18 protein-coding genes are annotated in these 19,875 nt (G+C 39.6%); 10 read left to right on the top strand and 8 right to left on the bottom strand.

Annotated features, from left to right (window positions below; genetic code table 11):
• The first annotated feature begins 36 nt into the window (after positions 1 to 36).
• The 3 genes from V7K50_RS28840 (at position 37) to V7K50_RS28830 (ending at position 3,683) form a co-directional block, all read left to right on the top strand.
• Positions 37 to 342 carry a hypothetical protein gene (locus V7K50_RS28840; protein WP_334966157.1) on the top strand — a complete coding sequence of 102 codons (306 nt, stop codon included), beginning with the start codon at positions 37 to 39 and terminating at the stop codon, positions 340 to 342.
• A 272-nt stretch (positions 343 to 614) separates the two neighbouring features.
• Complete coding sequence (locus tag V7K50_RS28835) at positions 615 to 2,087, top strand: TldD/PmbA family protein (protein WP_334799487.1); 1,473 nt, start codon at positions 615 to 617, stop codon at positions 2,085 to 2,087.
• A gap of 255 nt (positions 2,088 to 2,342) precedes the next feature.
• Positions 2,343 to 3,683 (top strand): TldD/PmbA family protein, encoded by a 1,341-nt coding sequence (locus V7K50_RS28830; protein WP_334966155.1) that lies wholly within the window; start codon positions 2,343 to 2,345, stop codon positions 3,681 to 3,683.
• Positions 3,684 to 3,753: 70 nt separating this feature from the next.
• Here V7K50_RS28830 and V7K50_RS28825 read toward each other — a convergent pair whose 3' ends face one another.
• The 4 genes from V7K50_RS28825 to V7K50_RS28810 all read right to left on the bottom strand — a co-directional run bounded on the left by V7K50_RS28825 (position 3,754) and on the right by V7K50_RS28810 (position 7,673).
• Positions 3,754 to 4,194, bottom strand: coding sequence for a pentapeptide repeat-containing protein (locus V7K50_RS28825; protein ID WP_334966153.1), 441 nt, complete (start codon positions 4,192 to 4,194; stop codon positions 3,754 to 3,756).
• 188 nt (positions 4,195 to 4,382) lie between these two features.
• Positions 4,383 to 5,375, bottom strand: coding sequence for a pentapeptide repeat-containing protein (locus V7K50_RS28820; protein ID WP_334966151.1), 993 nt, complete (start codon positions 5,373 to 5,375; stop codon positions 4,383 to 4,385).
• 53 nt (positions 5,376 to 5,428) lie between these two features.
• Positions 5,429 to 6,187 carry a hypothetical protein gene (locus V7K50_RS28815; RefSeq protein ID WP_334966149.1) on the bottom strand — a complete coding sequence of 253 codons (759 nt, stop codon included), beginning with the start codon at positions 6,185 to 6,187 and terminating at the stop codon, positions 5,429 to 5,431.
• A 451-nt stretch (positions 6,188 to 6,638) separates the two neighbouring features.
• The gene (locus V7K50_RS28810) at positions 6,639 to 7,673 is read right to left on the bottom strand and encodes an aspartate carbamoyltransferase catalytic subunit (protein ID WP_334966147.1); all 1,035 of its coding nucleotides are present in this window, start codon (positions 7,671 to 7,673) and stop codon (positions 6,639 to 6,641) included.
• Positions 7,674 to 8,551: 878 nt separating this feature from the next.
• On the opposite strand from V7K50_RS28810, the gene V7K50_RS28805 reads away from it, so the two are divergent.
• The gene (locus V7K50_RS28805) at positions 8,552 to 10,183 is read left to right on the top strand and encodes an SDR family NAD(P)-dependent oxidoreductase (protein WP_334966145.1); all 1,632 of its coding nucleotides are present in this window, start codon (positions 8,552 to 8,554) and stop codon (positions 10,181 to 10,183) included.
• Positions 10,184 to 10,382: 199 nt separating this feature from the next.
• On the opposite strand, the gene mgtE is transcribed toward V7K50_RS28805, so the two are convergent.
• Positions 10,383 to 11,735 carry a magnesium transporter gene (mgtE, locus tag V7K50_RS28800; RefSeq protein WP_334966143.1) on the bottom strand — a complete coding sequence of 451 codons (1,353 nt, stop codon included), beginning with the start codon at positions 11,733 to 11,735 and terminating at the stop codon, positions 10,383 to 10,385.
• Positions 11,736 to 12,368: 633 nt separating this feature from the next.
• On the opposite strand from mgtE, the gene V7K50_RS28795 reads away from it, so the two are divergent.
• Positions 12,369 to 12,767, top strand: a complete 399-nt coding sequence (locus tag V7K50_RS28795) for a phage holin family protein (RefSeq protein WP_334966141.1) — start codon at positions 12,369 to 12,371, stop codon at positions 12,765 to 12,767.
• Positions 12,768 to 12,896: 129 nt separating this feature from the next.
• On the top strand, positions 12,897 to 13,088 hold the full coding sequence (locus V7K50_RS28790; protein ID WP_334966139.1) for a YqaE/Pmp3 family membrane protein: 192 nt from the start codon (positions 12,897 to 12,899) through the stop codon (positions 13,086 to 13,088).
• A gap of 240 nt (positions 13,089 to 13,328) precedes the next feature.
• On the opposite strand, the gene V7K50_RS28785 is transcribed toward V7K50_RS28790, so the two are convergent.
• Positions 13,329 to 14,135: a histidine kinase gene (locus V7K50_RS28785; RefSeq protein ID WP_334966137.1), complete on the bottom strand. Its 807-nt coding sequence runs from the start codon at positions 14,133 to 14,135 to the stop codon at positions 13,329 to 13,331.
• A gap of 191 nt (positions 14,136 to 14,326) precedes the next feature.
• Between V7K50_RS28785 and V7K50_RS28780 the strand changes: the two genes are divergently transcribed.
• The 3 genes from V7K50_RS28780 (at position 14,327) to V7K50_RS28770 (ending at position 16,102) form a co-directional block, all read left to right on the top strand.
• A complete protein-coding gene (locus V7K50_RS28780) occupies positions 14,327 to 14,551 on the top strand; it encodes a hypothetical protein (RefSeq protein WP_334966135.1) in 225 nt (74 codons plus the stop codon).
• Positions 14,552 to 14,606: 55 nt separating this feature from the next.
• Positions 14,607 to 14,942: a cytochrome c6 PetJ gene (gene petJ / locus V7K50_RS28775; protein ID WP_334966133.1), complete on the top strand. Its 336-nt coding sequence runs from the start codon at positions 14,607 to 14,609 to the stop codon at positions 14,940 to 14,942.
• A 140-nt stretch (positions 14,943 to 15,082) separates the two neighbouring features.
• Entirely contained in the window at positions 15,083 to 16,102 is a 1,020-nt protein-coding gene (locus V7K50_RS28770) for an aldo/keto reductase (RefSeq protein WP_334966131.1), read from the top strand.
• 124 nt (positions 16,103 to 16,226) lie between these two features.
• On the opposite strand, the gene V7K50_RS28765 is transcribed toward V7K50_RS28770, so the two are convergent.
• Positions 16,227 to 16,826, bottom strand: coding sequence for a hypothetical protein (locus tag V7K50_RS28765; protein ID WP_334966129.1), 600 nt, complete (start codon positions 16,824 to 16,826; stop codon positions 16,227 to 16,229).
• 337 nt (positions 16,827 to 17,163) lie between these two features.
• On the opposite strand from V7K50_RS28765, the gene V7K50_RS28760 reads away from it, so the two are divergent.
• The gene (locus V7K50_RS28760; RefSeq protein ID WP_334966128.1) at positions 17,164 to 18,084 is read left to right on the top strand and encodes a lysylphosphatidylglycerol synthase domain-containing protein; all 921 of its coding nucleotides are present in this window, start codon (positions 17,164 to 17,166) and stop codon (positions 18,082 to 18,084) included.
• A 12-nt stretch (positions 18,085 to 18,096) separates the two neighbouring features.
• Here the strand turns inward: V7K50_RS28760 and V7K50_RS28755 are convergent, their stop codons facing one another.
• Positions 18,097 to 19,419: a hypothetical protein gene (locus V7K50_RS28755; protein ID WP_334966126.1), complete on the bottom strand. Its 1,323-nt coding sequence runs from the start codon at positions 19,417 to 19,419 to the stop codon at positions 18,097 to 18,099.
• Positions 19,420 to 19,875 lie beyond the last annotated feature (456 nt).

Here is a 19,875-nt window from a genome sequence, read left to right as displayed (position 1 = left end):
CAATAGTTTCTATAATATTTATTTCAATCGGCTGTTGTGGCTAAAACCTTATTGGATGTAGAATTAACCACAATTCCAACTTATTTTACCAGCACAACAAATTTTAGTTCAGAGGTTACTAAAATGCCTTTGTTTTTCTTGATACCACTATGTACGGCTTTAGCTACTGGCTACTTATTTAAAAAGAGTACTGATGAAATTTCATATCTTGCCGGTGTATTTGCAGCTATTAGCTTTATTTTAAGTTTAGTATTAGCACCCTGGCAAATCCAGTTTGGATTGTTAATCATTGTCTTTATTGTTACCAACAAACTTTTGCAAAAGAATCAGTCCAAACAATAGAAAACAACCTAGAGAAACTGAATAATCCAAATACCTCGCACTAATTGTTTCTCAACTTCAAACTGCTGCAAATTATCAGACAGCTAACATTGCAGTAAGTGTACAAAATGTAAGATACTATACTTGTGGTTACAGGGTGTATAACCTTGCCCAAGAGGAGGGAAATCCACACGCCTTTCTAGCAACCCTGGCTTTCGCTGATTTGTTAGACTGGACACACACCAGGATTTTTCAGTCAAATCTCTGAACTACGCCAGCAGACGAGGCTACCGATGCTTACAAGTACGCTACTTCTCTCGAATCAACTTCCCACTCTCCAATATTCCTCCACACCAGAGCGTTTCGATGAAACCTGGGAAGCTCCCCTGGCTACCCTTCTGGGACTAGGACGCGCCGCCGGTGCTGATTTCATCGAATTATTTTTAGAGCGTCGCAACTATATTAGTTGTCTAGCAGAAGACGACTCCATCACCAGTATTTCACCCAGTCTGTCTACAGGTGCGGGAGTCAGAGTCTTTCGCGGCAAAGCCGATTGCTACGTTAGCACCAATGACCTTTCCTTTTCTGGTTTGAAAGCCGCCTTAGAAAAAGGTCTTTCAATCTTGGGATTGCAACTACCCACTGCGAAAGCTTTCATCCCAGAAATTAACCTGGAATTACTGAGAGATTACGCCACCAAAAGAGGTAAAGATGCATGGCTACCAGTGTGTAGCTCTATCCGAGAAATGGGAGAAGTCCTCCTTGATGGTACTGCCAACCTGAAGCAAAAAGCTAGCCACGTCCAATCCCGCCGTGCTAGCTATTTCCGGGATTGGCAAGAAGTTTTAATCGCCGCCAGTGATGGTACTTTTGCTCGTGATATTCGGCTCACCCAGTCAGTAGGATTTAACCTATTGTGTGCTGATGGTGCTAATCGTACCTCAATTGGCGATCGCGCGGGTAACACTAGCGATGCCAACTTCTTGAGGACTTGGGATTCTCAACAAGCAGCTGAGAAAATAGCAGAATCGGCAGGCAAAATGCTCTACGCAGATTACGTAGAATCGGGAACTTACCCCATCATTATGGCCAATCACTTTGGCGGCGTAATCTTCCACGAAGCCTGCGGACACCTGCTAGAAACCACTCAAATTGAACGCAATACCACACCCTTTGCTGACAAAAAAGGCGAAAAAATTGCCCACGAAAGTTTGACAGCCTGGGATGAAGGGCGCTCTGAAAATGCCTTCGGGACAATTGACATGGATGACGAAGGTATGCCCGCTCAAAGAACCCTATTAATAGAAAAAGGCGTTCTGAAAAACTTCTTAGCAGATAGAACAGGTTCTGCACGCACCGGACACCCCAGAACAGGAAGTGGACGCCGCCAAGATTATACCTATGCCGCCGCTAGCCGGATGCGTAATACCTATATTGATTCTGGCGAATACACCATTGATGAATTATTTGCCTCTATTGATAAAGGTGTTTACTGTAAAAAGATGGGTGGTGGTAGCGTTGGTGCTACAGGCCAATTTAACTTTAGTGTTGATGAAGCTTATTTAATTGAAAATGGCAAAATCACCAAACCACTAAAGGGAGCAATTCTCATCGGTGAAGCCAAGGAAATTATGAACAAAATTTCTATGTGTTCCCAAGATTTAGAAATTGCACCAGGTTTTTGTGGTTCCGTCAGTGGCAGTATTTACACCACAGTTGGACAACCCCACATCAAGGTTGATTCTATTACCCTCGGTGGGCGATAAAAATTTTAGATTTTGGATTTTGGATTGCAATATTCAAAATCCAAAATGCTCAAGTTACCGGATTGTTTCGTGGGTTCAATCTAAAACCTAAAATACCAAATTTTTTGACTGTTGCTTCAGTCAGAACTCTACGAGAGGAAAACAAGCAATAACATCCAAAATCCAAAATCTAATATTCAAAATAGAATCGCTTCCAATCCCAAATCGTTCGACTGAGCGTAGCCAAAGTCTAAAATCCAAAATCAAAAATTCACTATGCCAAATATCAATGAGATTGCAAATTCTGCCAAGGATAATGCTGATAAGCTTGGTATTAAGAAATTCGACATTTATGGCTCAACAGTAGATGATACTAGCGTGCAAGTAGACCAAGGTGAGCCAAAACAAGTCAAAGCCTCAAATCGCTCTGGTGTTACTGTTCGTGTCTGGAATGAAGAGAATACAATGGGTGTCACCAGCACCACAGATGTAGACCCCAAGGGACTAGAATTAGCTTTAAAAACTGCTTACGAAGCCAGTTTTTTTGGTGTTAAAGAAAATGTTCCTGATTTTAGTCCAGAGGCTACTATTCCTATTCCAAATAAACCTCTGGATAAGACACCCCAAGCACCTGTTGCTGAACTCATAGAAAGATTATTGGTAGCTGAAAAAGAATTACTAGCAGCTCATCCAGCAATTAAAGGTGTACCTTATAACGGTTTATCACAAAGAGATATTGACAGATTCTATCTCAATAGCGACGGCGCGGTGAGAACTGAATCTCACTCTTTGGCATCAGTTTATCTTTACAGCAAAACTGAGGAAGAAGGAAAAAAACCGCGCAGTGCAGGTGCTTTTAGAATCAACCAAAGTTTAGATAATCTAGATATTAATGGTTGCATCAAAGAAACCGCCGATAAAACTATCAGCCATTTGAATTATGAAAAAATTCCGACTGGTAAATATCGAGTTGTTTTCTCTGCGGAAGCTTTCTTAAGTCTCTTGGGTGGTTTTTCTAACTTGTTCAATGCCCAAAGTATTTTGGACAATCAAAGCTTATCTACTCCTGATGATTTAGGTAAGGAAATTGCTTCTCCTCTGCTTTCAGTTTATGATGATGCACTTCACCCAGCTAACGTAGGCGCAGAAACTTTTGATGGGGAAGGAACTCCCACTCGTCAGGTTTCGCTGATTGAAAATGGTGTTTTAACAAGCTTTCTCCACAGTGCAGGCACTGCTAAAAGGTTCAATACCCAGCCAACAGGTAATGCCAGTATTGGTGCCAAAGTTAGTGTTAGTCCCAATTTTTATCACGTTTTTTCAACAGCAACTCCTGAAGAAGAGTTAAGTTTAGAAACTGCTGAAAATGTGATTTTTATCGATGATTTACAAGCTCTCCATGCTGGAGTTAAAGCTTTGCAAGGTTCTTTTTCTTTGCCGTTTGATGGTTGGCTAGTTAATAAGGGTGTGAGGACAAGTATTGAGTCAGCAACTGTTGCTGGCGATTTCTTGGAAGTCCTGAAGTCAATTATTTATGTAGAAAAAGAGCCAGAGTTAACGCCAGGGGGAGTTTGCCCGAAAATCTGGGTAAATGAACTGTCAATTACTGGTGAGTAAAAGTTAAAAAGTAGAGAGTTAGGAGTTGAATATAACTCTTAACTCATCACTTTAAAATCATTATTCACCATTAGTATTCACCACCAATGCTAATGGCAGTATTAAATACATCAGCACCGCTTAAATCAATATTAGCCATAACAGCGCCATCTACATCACTATTATATAAACGGGAATTACTCAAATTAACGTTGGTGAGATTGGCATTATTTAAGATAGTATCGCTGACGAATGCTTTTGTGAGATTAGCAGACTTCAAATTTGCACCAGTTAGATCAGCACCTTCTAAGTTAGCACCTTCCAAGTTAGCTCCTTTTAAATTTGCATTTCTGAGGTCAACACCTATCAGGTGAGCGCCTTTGAGGTTTGCTCCTGTTAAATTACATCCAGAACATTCTCTAGTTTCCAGCAAGCGCCGGACAGGTGCGGAGTTTTCTGCTTTGACGGGAATGGGAGCAGCTAGAGATAGCGTGCTGAGTAAGGCTGCTGCCGTCAAAAAAATTCGTTTCATATTTACCTCCGACACTTCTAGAAGTCATTAAATTTTTGAACTTCTACGATACCAGTGTGCCAAGATTACAGAATTCTGTACTCATGCGATGGGAGGAATAGATAATTTCTATGAGAATAGGTATTCTTCCGTAAGCTAGTCCGATGGGACTAATATTATTGGACTCAACTGCAAACTGCTATATATTTTTAGTCGTTAATTGTTCCATCAGGCATGACCGCACCACGCAAATTTGCACCAGTCAGATTTGTACTACTCATTTCTGCTCTAATCAGATTTGCCTTACTTAAATTAGCACCAGTCAAGTTTGTCCTAGCAAGATAGGCATCAACTAAGTCTGCTTCAGTGAGGTTAGCCCCACACAGGTTAGCCCGACTTAAATCAACTCTATTTAGCCTTGCAAAACTCAGGTTTGCTCCACTCATCTGGCATCTAGTCAGTTTAGCATCGGGCATAATTGCACCATACAAGTTAACACCTGTAAGTTCGGCATCAATGAGATTTGACCGTTGCAGTCTAGCATTCATCAGGTTAGCACCTTTCAAATTAGCACCCCCGATGTTAGTATCTGCCAGAGATGCATTATGCAAAATCGCTTCACTCAAATTGGCATCACTCAAATCGGCATAACGTAGCGTTGCCTCACTCAAGTTAGCACCACTCAAATCAACTTTAGATAAGTCTACACCAGTTAAATCAGCGCCCCGCAGGTCAGCCTTATGGAGGTTAGCACCCCGTAGACTAGCAGAATACATTCTCTTTTCTTCTCTCAGGTTAGCACCACGCAGGCACGCACCAGTTAGATTTGCACCACTTAAATCTGCACCACGCAAATCGGCATCCATCAAGTTAGCATCCAGCATATACGCCAAAGTTAAATTGGCATTACGCAAATCAGCACCCTGCAAAGTTGCACCATGTAAATTAGCATCATGCAAGTTGGCACCGATTAAACTTGCCTGATTTAGGTTCGCGCCACTTAGTTTTGTACAAACTAGATTAGCCTTATCCAGGATTCCTCGATTTAGATAGCTAAAAATTAGGATGGCATGACGCAAATCTGCCTTGTTCAAAGCTATACCAATCAAGTCTGCACCAAACAAATTTACCCCATTTAAGTTTGCCTCAAGAAATTTTGTTTCTCCATTCTCATATCGCTGAAGAAGTTCATTGGCATCCATATTTTTTATATCTCAATTACCATAATCTTTCAAAATTTTCCCAGGTTCAACAATTATCTGTTGGCACTGGTGGATGATATATTGCCATATAAAACTTGCATAGATTGGATGATTGCACTAGCTGCTTGAATATTTTCATCCGGCTTGCCTAGAGATATAACAGCACTATTTAGTTTAGATTCAAGCTCTATGATAGTTGGACAAGCATCAAATAATTTCAGCAATAAATCATCGAGTTTTTTAGCCTTCAGTTTCAACCAGTCTTCTTCATTGAAAGTAAACTTATTGTCAAGGGCAGAAAATAGAACTATTTTAGCCCTAAGTGGGTTAGTATACTTCATAATATTTTGCCGTAAATCAAACTGATTATATTCATGTTTGATTTGACTGTTTGAAGATTTATCTATAGAATTTGATGGTATTTGTCCCCGATTATCAAATATCTGTTCCTCTAATAGTATTCCTGTTAATTCTTCTTGATGATGTTTATTTAATAATATTCCTGTTTGTTCATCAAGTGTTATATATAATCTCTGCATTTCCTGAGAAATAAGACTAGCAATTAGGGTATATTCAGTTTGTTTATTAAGGGTTTTTACAACTTTAGATAAAGTATAATTTAAGTTATTTATACTTGGATTGAATCTGTATAACTCTTGAATTAATTCTTGTAATTTAAACCGTTCTAGCGTGTCTTCATCATTCTCCCAAATATTTTTACAAGCCGAGTATATTAATTTTTTAATCCGTTTTGAGTTTTCATCCTGTTCTAAATTTTTAGTTACCGCATCGAGGCTAGATATAGTTTTCATCGGCAAATCTCCGGCACAGTTATAGAGCTAGCCCTTTCAACATGACTCGTAAAATCTCTTTTTCTCTGAGTTATCTCTGTGTCGAAAGTGTTTTAGGGACTTCCAAATAAAAAAATATCCAACTATTTATTGTGGGGTGGGCATCTCGCCCGCCTTTGGTTACTGGGCGGGCGAGACGCCCACCCCACAAGATTGGATAATTTATTTCTTGTCAGTCCCTTATCAGTTATTTAACCGAGCAGGGACAAAGGAAAGCCTGATGACAGGAAACCGCCGTAGGTATCAGGCTTTACAAAACAGAGAACAGAGGTTTAGAGAGGAATTCATTTTCGAGAATTTATACTCGCTTTGAAAGGGCTGTCTTATGTTATACCCTTTTTATCTAGCTTGTGTAGTCATAAATACATAGATGGTATTCAGCACTCAATTTGGGATTTGTCCGTTAAATTCCTTAAACCTTACCGCTTCCTATCAAATACAGTAGCGCCATCCGAACGGCAACACCGCTAGTAACTTGCGATTGAATGAGACTAAATTCTGGGTCATCCATCAAATCAGAACTAATTTCGACACCACGGTTAACTGGGCCTGGATGCAAAACTTTGACATTTGGTTGACAAAGTTGCAACTTTGTGCGTGTAATGCCAAAGAGCTGATGATATTCTCGCAAACTTGGCAGTAAATGAGCCGTCATACGTTCCTTTTGCAGGCGCAAAGTCATCACAAAATCAGCATTCTGCAAAGCTGGTTCTAGCTGCCAATGTAAAAAAAGTTGGGGAGTGGGGAAATAACTCGTGACTTCTGACTCCTGACTGCTGACTCCTAACTCTTCACAGATATACTCGGCAAATAACTTGGGTAACAGGGTAGGTGGTGCTGCGAGATGCACTTCGGCACCACTGGCAATTAAACTCCAAATATTCGATCGCGCCACACGAGAATGGAGAATATCCCCAACAATGGCAATCTTTTTCCCCTTTAAAAGTTCTAGCCGGGGACTCGCTGGGTCAATTAGAGTAGTTATGGTAAATAAATCTAGCAGCGCTTGGGAAGGATGCTCATGTTGACCATCACCAGCATTGAGGACGCTAACTTTTACACCTAGACGATCCATTTCAGCCGCGATCGCATTTGGTACTCCTGCCTCTCGATGGCGGACTACCATAATATCAGTTCCCATAGCCAAATAGGTTTTCGCCGTGTCGAGAATTGTTTCTCCCTTAGTCATAGAAGATGTGGCGGCGGCAAAGTTCAGTGTATCTGCACTTAAGCGTTTGGCTGCGAGTTCAAAACTGCTGCGAGTGCGGGTAGACGATTCAAAAAATAAATTCGCCACTACCTGTCCCTGCAAAGTTGGTACTTTCTTCGTCCGCCGTGATAGCACCTCTTGAAAACTGGCAGCAGTTTGCAAAACAGTATCGTATTCAGTGGTAGTGAAGTCAGCTAGGGAAAGAATGTGATGACGATTCCAAGTGTTAGTAGGCATAAATAGCAATCAGTTTCCTGCATAGAGATACAAGCGATCGCGTCTCTACAGCTTTTTAATTTACAGATGCACAGGAAATGATATCACCTGTCTTCTATCAAATTAGATATCTATTATTTTCTCATTAGTTATTTGTATTCACAAAGGACTAGTACAGCACGGCGTAAATCCAGCTAAGGGACTGACAACAAATAAATTCTCCAATCTTGTAGGGTGGACAACATGAGCGCCCATAGGCAAAGGCGCTCATGTTGCCCACCCCACAAGAAGTAGTTGAGTATTTTTTTATTTGTCAGTCCCTAATATCTCAAACAAGTTGCTTTGGGTTAAAGATAGGCAAACTGATGCTCTTGCTCTTGGCGCGTCTTTTCAGGGTACAAATCGCAAAAATTGCAAGGAACCCAGCTATACTTTCAATGCACGACATCTGAAAAATTAAGTAAATGCCGACACTTGGGTAAAGCTGATACTATAGCGGTTCTCGCTTGGGTGCAGTACAGTTTTGACCTCTCTCCTTTTAGGCTATCCATTACCCGGATCTTTCTTAACATTTGTGAGAGTATTGACTCAGGTTTTTATAACCCTTATTGGTTCGTTGTTTATTCTCAATAAAAACGCAGTTTTAGCGAGAGTATTAAAAGCGAATTTGTCAAGTATGCCTAACTCTTCAGTGTCTAAGACGGTTATAGAGCATAGGTTTCAAGATTGTTAAGAAAGATGTGACTAATGGATAGCTTTTTAGGAGAGAGGCTTTGAATCTTACTCCCCAAGGCTAGAAGGGAAGGGGCTGGGGGTTAGGTCTGTATTCCATGCAATTGGGAACCGCTATAATGCCCGTACTGGTGCATATTTGTCTTTTTTTAGACCTTTAAATTGGGATGATCGCATTTTTACCAATAAATACTGAGAGATCGGAAATTATGCAAGTGTGTCTGGTTACAGGTGGTAACTCTGGTGTAGGTTTAATGACGGCTGTAGGTTTAGCCAAATTAGGCAATCATGTATTTATTGCTTGTCGTTCGGCAAATAAAGCTGCAAAAGCTATAGACTATATCCGCCAAACTACCGGAAATCAAAATGTGACATTTTTACCTCTTGATCTAGCTTCTTTAGATTCAGTTCGTCAGTGTGTAAAACTATTTAATGACAAAAATTTACCATTACATATATTAGTCAACAATGCGGGTATATTCAACCGCCGAGGCACAACAAAAGAAGGTTTTGAACTGATTTGGGGCACTAACTATTTAGGTCATTTTTTGCTCACTTATTTATTACTAGAAAAATTGCAAGAATCTGCCCCTAGTCGCATTATTATGCTAGCGTCAGATTTGGCATTATCTCCAAGTGGTATTGACTGGAATTTATTAGTTAAAAGAACACCATTCAATTTTATAAAATTATATGCGGTTTCTAAACTCTCTTTATTGCTTTTAACAAGAGAACTTTCTCAGCGATTAAATAATTCTCAAGTCACTGTTAACGCAATACATCCAGGCTTTGTGCAATCAAATATTACTATATGGCATCGTCTCAGTAAATATTTAGGTTTAGGTATTTCCTCGGAAGCTGGAGCATATAGCACCCTTATTTGTGCTACTTCACCAGATTATCAAAATGTTAGTGGAAAATTTTTAGATAGTCATACTCAAGAAATCCCATTACCGAAAATAGCACAAAATCAAGAATTATCAGAGCAATTATGGGAACGTAGTTTATTATGGGCTGGTTGCAACCAACAGCAGAATATAAAGAAAATTAATTATGATGGTACTGATGAAATTTGGGGGCCAAACTCTCTGCTTTTAACCAGTAATGAAATAGCTGATATTAACCAATATATTTTCGATGAAGTTTTAAGAAAATTACCAATAAAAATATTATTAAAACAGGTAGTTAAATCATTTATTAGATTTGATATTGGGTCATTGTTCATTATATTGATTCAGGTTTTTACTAAATCTTTTTACATGGAAAGACATTTAGATTCACCTGTGATTTTGCAATTATGTCAAGATAAAAATTTATTAGAAAGGCTTAATGCTCATTTAGGAGAAAATTTAGTATTATGGCGATCAGAGTTGTGGGTAAATTATCCCGCACAGCAATTAATTCCTTTTTGGCATCAAGACTCTTATCCTAAACTGCTAAAAGGAGACGGTAAAACTATCCATGCTTATATAGCTTTGACAGAAGTTAATGAATATAATGGATTTGAGTATATACCTAATATTTACTTAAAAGATTGCCAGATAAAAGGAACCGATCCTTTTAGTGGTAATCACTTTTTTGAAATCAGTGATGAAGTTGCCCAAAAAGCTATTCCTGTGGTGCTACGTCCTGGTGAATTTGTACTATTTAGTAATGAACTATTACATCGTTCAGTACGTAATAATAGCGGTAAAGTCCGACTTTCTTTAACGCTACGGTTGACTCAGCCAGAGATAAAAGTTTTACCGGGTTATAGTTCTAATTGTCAGGAACCTGTAATTTTGCAATCACAAAAATAGCTGCGGGTATTAAATATTCACCCATTCCTCTGGCTTTTTAATTTATTTTTAGGGACTGACAAAAAATAAATGATCCATCTTGTGGGGTGGGCAACATGAGCGCCCTAGACCTGGGACGGGCAAGATGCCCATCCCACAAGAGAATTTGGGATGTTTTTTTATTTGGAAGTCCCTTAGCGGGGAATGTGAAAACTGACGATTAACTTGGTAAATGTAATACCTGCAAAGCAAAGGAAATCAAGGAAAGGAACGTTAAAAACCCAATTGTATCTAGCATTGTAGTGACTAAAGGACCACTAACTAAAGCTGGGTCAAGTTTTAAGCGTTTCAAACCCATTGGCAGTAAAGTGCCGAGTGTAACAGCCACAATTGTATTTGTTGCCATTACCATGCCGGCAATTAAAGCCACCCATCGTTCTTGGGGTTGCGCCCAAATTAAGGAAAGCAATATCATGGTTGTGGCTAAAGCGAGAGCTGTACCTAAACCAGCTAGAAGTTCCTTGCGGAGAATTTTCAAGGTGTCTTTGGGTGTTACCTCGCCCACTCCTAAGCCGCGAATTGTTACCGTTAATGATTGAATACCGACAGTACCACCTGTGTTGGAAAAAATCGGCATGATGACTGCTAAAACTGGCACTGCGGAGATGACAGATTGAAAAGGCGCGATCGCACTGGCGGCACCAATATACAGTGCCATGATGCCCAAAAGCCAAGGTAAGCGGTTGCGGATGGTGAGTAGGGGAGAGGATAAAGCTGCTTCATCACCACTGACACCCGCCAGTTTTTGGATATCTTCTGTGGCTTCCTCTTCCAAAATATCCATGACATCATCAATGGTGACAATGCCCACTAATCTGTCTTCTCGATCAACTACGGGGATAGCGATTAAGTCGTAGCGCTGCATAATTCGCGCCACTTCTTCTTGAGGGGTTTCGGTTCTAACTTTGATGACGCGATCGCTAGCAATATCTTTAATGAAAACCTCAGGAAAGGTAAATAGCAATTGACGCAGTGAAACTACTCTTACCAGCGTCCGGTTGTCATCTGTGACGTAGGCGTAGTAAATTGTCTCCTTGTCTTCATCCTGACGGCGGATTTTGCTTAGGGCTTCACCTACAGTCAATCCTTGGCGCAACCTTACATATTCAGTTGTCATCACCCGCCCAGCCGTGCCTTCTGGATAGCCGAGAATCGTTGCTGTTGCTTGCCTTTCTTCTGGACTCAGTTCTTGCAATAGCCGTTTGATGACTCCAGCAGGTAGTTCATCAAACAATTCTGCCCGTTCGTCGGGACTCATAGCTTCTACAAGTTGCACTACTTGGACATCATGCAGAGAATTAAGTAGTTCTTCTTGGACTTCTGTGGGCAGATATTCAAATACATCAATTGCTTGAGCTTTGTTGAGTAAACGAAATGCGATCGCGCGTTGTTTCTTAGGCAATTGTGTAATGTAATCTCCCACATCCACAGGTTGCAAGCGATTTAAATCCCATTTCAACTGGTTTAAATCGGTAGTATCAGTCAGCAAATCACGAATATCCTGTGTGAGCATGAGATATATCTCCTAAGTCTCCCCCGCGCTGGGAGACTTCCTCGCCAGTTCAGAGGAGGTTGATACTGCCATCTGGTGGACTATTGCCCATAAAATTTCAACAATTCAATATCGATATCTAAATCAAGGCATCGCTAGTCATCATCCTAACCCGGAATAGCGCTCTCCGGTAAATACTGAGACGCTGGTATTCAGTCTTGGCGATAATTATTACTATTGACTAACTTAATTACCTGATTCTTAGAGGTTGTTTGAAAAGTGTTTGGCTGTGATTTTAAGTACTTCTAGATCCCCCCGATCAAGCCTCAAAAAGGGGGAAACCGGAATCAAAGTCCCCCTTTATAAGGGGAGCCACTGCGTTGGGCGGCGAGCCACTCTTGTTGCACGTGGCGTGGATTTAGGGGGATCTTCAACGGTTTTGGTTTTGTAAAAAGATGTGTGTACACCGTAGCCTTTCCTTGTAGGTAAGGGGCTGAGGGTTAGGTCTGTATTAGACTCAAAAGAGAAGCGCTTTATCAATGATAGACCTAATGGTAGAAGTAAATTCTATCTTGCAAGAGAGGTTAAACTCTCGCACATAGTTAAAGATGAGATAAGAAGTAAGAAACAAAAAATATTTAGTAGGTCAAAAAAATGTTGACACCATTATTAACCGCCTTAGCTACAGCTTTGAGCCTGTTGATTGTTGATTTAGTTGTTCCAGGCGTTAATATTGCGAATTTTCCCGCAGCGTTGATTGCCGCTTTAGTAATTGGTCTAATTAACGGTTCAGTGAAACCAGTTCTCTCTGCTCTTTCGCTACCACTTAACTTTCTCTCATTTGGAGCATTTTCGCTCATCGTCAACGGTTTGTGTTTCTGGCTAGCAGCAGTGCTAGTTCCTGGGTTCGCAGTTCGCGGAATTATTGGTTTCCTTCTCGGCCCAGTAATTTTAACTTTTGCTAACACCTTCATTAACAACTACTTTGTTGAAAGAAGTCTTTTGACAGGCAGTGGGAATGTCAAGAACCAAACGGAATTACCTTCTAGATAATTTAGAAGGAGTAGAAAGAAACACCGGTTATATCAGGCTTCTTGCTTACATAAAATCTCTGAAGATGGATTTCCTAATTAGGCATCTTCAAAAGAATGTAATTAAACAAAATCACAAAGTTGTAAAATCATGAAACTAGTTCGTTTTCTTCTAGGTCTCTTAGTTCCTCCTTTAGGCGTTTTCTTGACAGTTGGAGTTGGCCCCACTTTGTTTATTAACATTTTACTTACCTTTCTAGGTTGGCTTCCCGGTAGTATTCATGCAATTTGGGTTATAGCCAAGCATGACGAACAACTTAATGAACAAGGGCGTATTTACTAATACGTAAGGATAGTTTTAAAGACTTTCAATTAAGGAGGGTGCGTTACGGTGTTTCACCTAACGCACCATTTTTTATGTATGCAATCTGCCGTTGTATTAGGCGTATACTTCGATATGATTTGTAAAGAAAAAGATTTCTGGAAAGCACTTAATAGTTATACAACATGGTGCGTTATGGCTAAAGCCGTAACGCACCCTACTTAAAATCTACTGAGCTAAATCAACAAACATCAAAGTAGTCTATTTATGAATAGTTTCCCGTTCTTTTTCAGCAGGTTCCTTATCTTTATCTTTGAACAAGTCAGCCGCCGTTAAGAGTAACTCTCTCAATGTTTGTTTAATTTGGCGCTCTTTTCTAGCTAGAGATGTACCAGCTTCACCAAGTTTATCTTCTAACTGCGATCGCTTCTGTTCTACCTGTACAGCTACAGACTCCGCTTGGGGACGAGCTTTATCATACCAGTGTTTAGCCTCGTCTAGATAATCTTGAACCTCTAAAGATCTTCCACCATAGCGTGCAGCTAAGTTAGCTCGGACAATGGCTAGCTGTGATTGCAGTTGCGCGTAACGTTTTTTTAACAATGCAACTTCTTCACTATCTTTAATCGTATTAACAGCAGAATCAATGGCAGTTTTAGTACTAGCAGATTTTTCTCTACCTGTGTCTTCAATCTCTGCCAAAATTACATCAACCTCTTGCTGTAATTGTTCTTCTTGACCATCTAGTTGAGCCTGTAGCTGCTTGATATCTGTCTGAGTTTTAGCAATGGCTTCGTGCCTTTGACTATTAATTCCTTCCAGCGCACCTTCAATGGAAGCTGTCACTTCATCTTTAAGTTCACTGCCTTTTTCTTGGAAGTTTTCAATTACAGCAGAAACGGCATCTCTAACAAGACTACGAAGTTCAGTAGAACCTTGTTTAAACTCAGAACCTACTTGAGAAACTGCGGATTTCACAATTTCTCGAATCCGATCGGTTCTTAATTGTCCAGTTTCTTTCGCTTGTTGCAAGTCGGCTTGAATTTGTTGTTTGATATTGTTAGGCATTTTCAACTCTTGAAATTTAACTAATTGGGATAAAAGTTTATAGACGTGTTCCTACATCCACATTATGGCGTAGCCTCATTGGGCTAGGCACTTCCTTTAGATAGAAAATTCCAGTCCCAAAGAGGTGATATGTAAGAACTTGCCCATTTGTGAGATGATGAATATTTGGTGGTAGTAATTGGGGGTGAAATATGTGGCGAGTAAATATTACTTGTTCGGGTGATGCTTGGAAGCTTTATGGTATTGATTTTAAAGCGATCGCCGCAAAATATCAAGGTGAATTGATTGGTTCCAAAAAAATGCCAGATGGTACGCGCATCATGTCTTATAAAATTGAGGATGTTAGTGATGCAGAAGCTTTTCAAGAAGATTGTGCAAATTTTGCTGGATTTACAACTGACTTTGAATCACTCTAGTATTGCTTCTGACACTTATGCTTGCAACCAGAATGTCAAAATCGGGAGAAGTTAATTGAAAAAACTACTCACATTAGTATTAGTAACATTTGTGTTATTAATCAGTACTTTTACTTTACCTGCTAGTGCAGCAGACACAGTTAACGGCGAACAAATATTTAGTGTTAATTGTGCTGCTTGTCATATCAACGGCAGCAATATAATTAGGCGAGGTAAAAATCTCAAAAAGCAAGCACTGAAAAAGTATGGCATGGATTCAATCGAGGCAGTTACATCTATAGTTACCAATGGTAAAAATAATATGTCAGCTTACAAAGAACGCCTGACTGAACAGCAAATTCAAGAGGTTGCTGCTTACGTTCTCGAACAAGCTGAAAAAGGCTGGCGTTAGAAAATTATGAGTTAGGAGTTAAGATTTTAGCAGTCATTAACTCTGGCAGTCCTAAATCATTCATAATAAAATTGAGGAGGCTGTAAAAACCCGCTTGGCAACTCACTAATTATTAATTCTTCTCACTTCTAAACTCGAATATGAACTTACCCGCAGCTAGCCGTCTCCAATTCACTCCCGACTTAAACATTTGCCGCATTTTAAATGGTATGTGGCAAGTCTCCGGCGCACACGGACAGATCAATCCCCAAGCTGCCATTGAGACTATGTTTCAATATTTAGATGCAGGTTTTACTACTTGGGATTTAGCAGATCATTATGGCCCTGCAGAAGACTTTATTGGTGAGTTTCGCTGTCAATTAATTGATACTCGTGGGAAAGATGCTTTATCTCAGGTACAAGCGTTTACAAAATGGGTGCCTCGTCCAGGAAAAATGACGAAAAAACTCGTCGAAGAAAATATTGATATTTCCCTGAGAAGAATGAATGTACAATCGTTAGATTTGATGCAATTTCACTGGTGGGAATATCAGGATAAAAATTACCTGGATGCCCTCAAATATATGGCAGAACTTCAGACTGAGGGTAAAATTAAGCATCTAGGTTTAACTAATTTTGACACGGAAAACTTGAAGATTATTACCGAAGCAGGTATCAAAATTGTTTCTAACCAAGTGCAATTTTCCCTTGTTGACCGCCGTCCCGAAGTTAATATGGTAGAGTTTTGTCAACAGCATGATATAAAGCTTTTTACCTACGGGACACTGTGCGGTGGTTTGTTATCAGAAAACTATTTAGGAAAACCGGAACCGCAAGGATTTGATCTAGCTACTGCTAGTTTGAAAAAATATAAAAATATGATCGATGGTTGGGGTGGTTGGCAATTATTTCAAGAGTTGCTGGCTATTCTGAAGGAAATTGCTAATAGGCATGGGGTAAGCATTTCTAACGTGGCAGTGCGTTACATTTTAGATCAGCCAACTGTAGGAGGTGTGATAGTTGGGGCCAGACTTGGTGTATCTGAACATATAGAAGATAACGCCAAAGTATTTAATTTTAGTTTAGATGCTGACGATCGCGATCGCATCAATGCAGTATCTCACCAGTCACGAGATTTGTACCAGGTAATCGGCGATTGTGGCGATGAATATCGCCGATAATTATCAGAAATTGGGTTGATAATATTTTGAACTGCGCTTCAAACTCATAAAAGCCTGCTTATGCAGGCTTTCTTTAGGTATGCGCAGAATTTAGTCTGTGGGCAATTTCAGGTTTTTGCAAATTTCAATTAACGTCTCTGACTGTTCTCTTTACTGCATCCCCTGCATCCTCAGCTGTGCGCTGAACATTTTTACCAGCGTTTTCAGCCCCACGCTGAACATTCTTGCTCAAGTCTTCGCCTGCATTTTGGGCATTTCCCTTGAGATTTTCAAATCCACGCTGAGTCCCCTTAACAAGACCTTCCCGCACTTCATCAGCAGAACTGCCGATATCTTCACCTAGGTTCTTTACTCTTTCACCAAGGGGTGTACCTTGTTGGAAATTCCGGCCATATTGCTCTCTGGTGTCAATTCCCTTCTGCTCGATATTTTTTTGAGCATTTTTCACTAGCGCCTCAGCTCTATCATTGGCTGCCTTTTCATCTTGCGCTCTGGGATCTACATCACTAAAGTTATTTATCCCACCGGTGGGAGAATTTAGAGGATAATTTTTTGTGGGATCATATCGTTGGACATTCGGTGCTTGGGAACCTGGCTGTGGTGGCTGTGCTGCTACTCCTGGAGCGCCACAAGCCTGTGCCACAAATAGAAAGATTCCTGCTAAAAAAACAGTCAAAACTTTCAACGGACGAATATTTTTCAGCCAACTACCTACTTTTTTCATAGTTCTACTCCTTGCATTTTTGTGACTAAGTTAAACTTCAACCAAGATAGCATTTGGAATTATTTTTGTATCCGAACAATTCAGATAAAATAATAACTTTTTCTAATAATATAAATAATCAAAGAAGTTTGACATCTAGCGCAAGTCACATTTTAATCAGCACAAAAATTATATTTTTATCTAACTCTAGGGAGATATAAATTAAGGTAATATAGTTGTTGTAAAAATAGCTACATCAACCTGTTTGAGACTTCAAAAGCTTTGGATATATAGCTGAAATACCATAAGAATTGAGGTATTCAGCCCTTGTGACTCTACCGTTAATATTACTAAATTCATGAAGCAATTTTTACGCTGGATAATTTTGGGGGGAACGCTGTTTTTTTTAGGTAAAGCTCTGAAGGATAATTGGATTGAGGTGACTGCTATCCGCATTGATGGGGTAGGATGGGCAGTCATAGCGATCGCTACAGGGGTAACTTTACTAGCTCATACTTGGGCAGGCTGGATCTGGACTTGGATTCTAAAAGAGTTAAATCAACCTGTATCATCTCCCCAATTTATCCAAGTTTACCTAAAAACGAACATCGCTAAGTATTTACCAGGTAATATCTGGCATCATTACGGGCGAATTGTCGCCGCCAAAAATGCCAATATTTCTACCGGTGCAGCCACCTTAAGCGTTTTGCTGGAACCGCTACTCATGCTAGCGGCTGCTTTAATCATCATTGTCCTATGCAGTAGCCAATTTGCGGCAGCTAATACTACTTTTGTTATACAAATACTACAATTGTTGAGTTTAGTTTTAGTTCTTTGTGCAATTCATCCCTGGTTTTTAAACCCAGTTATTCGCCTTTTGTACAGATTGAAAGCAAGAAAGTCTCCTGCTACCACTAAGCAAGCTGTTCCCTTCAGTCTTAAAAGCTATCCTCTACGCCCTTTGTTAGGAGAATTGGGCTTTATGGCACTACGCGCCACAGGATTTATATTAACTATGTTCGCCCTGGGTTCGTTAAATGCGAATCAAATTCCTTTGTTGTTAGGGGCTTTTAGTTGCGCTTGGTTGTTAGGGTTTGTCATACCGGGTGCGCCTGGTGGGTTAGGTGTGTTTGAAGCGACTGCATATCAACTTTTGCAACATCACTTTCCAGCAGCTTTAGTATTTAGTGCGATCGCTCTATATCGCCTCATTAGTATTCTAGCCGAAACTGCGGGTGCTACCCTCGCTTGGTTAGACGAACGCCTTGCTAAATCCTGAATTAGGCGACACTCATTTTTGTCTATCTACCTTCATCTGTGAAAACACGCGATAACCATCCAGATTTAACTGCTCATTACTGCTTTGTTCCTCTTCTTCCATCTTAATCAAGTTATATTCTACGTTTTCTGCATAAATTGCAAAGGTAATATTAAAAATCTCGATAAAATTTATTACCCCCTTGCATTCCTCTTCCGAATACTTTTCGTAAAAACGAATCAGATGAGCAATCCGAGTTTCTAAATGTCTGCGGGAATTTTTACAAATCAAAATAATCTTTAACAGGACAATTACCAATGTTAAAGCATGACCTTGGTTAAGCAATAATATAAATAATGATGAAGGCTCTTTGCCATTTTCTGTTGTCAAGCAGTCAATCACTCGATTACAGGTTCTCAAAAATAATTCTTTAGTGATATTTTGTTGATTATAATCCGTTTTCCATAAGGATAAACTCTCTGAAAACTGCTGCCGCAAAATCTCAACTGATTCTTGAATTTCTACGGAAAAAAAGAGATATTTTTCCAGATTTATTTTAAACTCTTCCAGAGTTTGATTTTGAGTTTGCTTGATGAATATATGGGCAATATTTTCATGACTAAATGCACCTCGTTTTAAGACAATTGCTTTTATTAAACGCAGTGCTTGATCTCCCAAAACACTTGGATTTTTGTACCGCGTTGTGCTGGAAACGGCAGATTGAGAACGAGCAACATACATTGCTAGTTCAAACTTAAATTTGTCCTTTATCTCTTTAGAAAGTCTTCTAGCAGCTTCTTGTTGCTCTCTGGGATTCTTTTCGTTAACAGATTGATCAATTAATAAATAGGATGTGTAGCGATTAGCCCAATGACCTTTAAATGATTCTTCATATCTCGTAGTAAATAATTTAAGATCCTTGTAATCTTTGCTGTTGACAAAATTCTCTAGCCAAGCTTTACAAGTTTTTACTACTGGAGGATTATTCGTCTTTATCTTGAGATTTTCATTAACAAATAAATTAAGTAATTCTTGGATATATTTGTCTTTCCGATTGGTTTTCCAATTATTAACTATAATGTAGCAACACCGCTTAATTGTATTACATAACTCCTCTTGATTATCATCTAAAAAAATGCTGTATATTCCAGGTATATAATCAGAATCTTGTGAATCAAGACCGTCTATAAATAAACCTTTGAATTCCCGTAAAACATCCTCTGGGGGCAATTTTTTGACAATTTCCACAAAGAAGCTATAAACCTCCTCTTGTGCAATTTGCACATTTAGTTGTCTAGAGTTAGACGTAAAATAACGGGGATCTTCCTGACTCATTGGTAAACTATTAGCGGTCATTCCAGTTATCAGGACAAAAAGACTTCCTGCTCATATTATTACCAGCTTAACCTTGGTGAACAGTAGCATAATCTATTCTTCAGAGATTCAGTAATTTTTTTACACAAATTTGATAAACTAAGACTATAAATAAAGTATTAAAGAGAAATTGTTTAATACTTTATCAAATAGTTCAGTAAAATTACTTAGTTGCCAATACTGCGTAGGTTTTGGCTAAAAAATTACTCTGGTGTAGGTTGGGTTGAGAAACCTAGACCCGAAGGGGCTTCCCGCAGGGGAACCCAACATTTTCAGAGCTTTGTTGGGTTGAACGCAGTGAAACCCAACCTACAAATCTTCAAAACCTAGGCAGTATTGACTTAGTTGTAACAATTGAAGACCATACATAACTATATGGGCGGTTTGTACCTATGATTAGATACAACCCGCCCATACCTTCTATGTAAACCTTTCGGT

The organism is Nostoc sp., from assembly GCF_036917135.1.
Lineage (GTDB): Bacteria > Cyanobacteriota > Cyanobacteriia > Cyanobacteriales > Nostocaceae > Nostoc.
The sequence above is the reverse complement of the archived record's forward strand: the minus strand, read 5'-3'. Positions and strand labels throughout refer to the sequence as shown.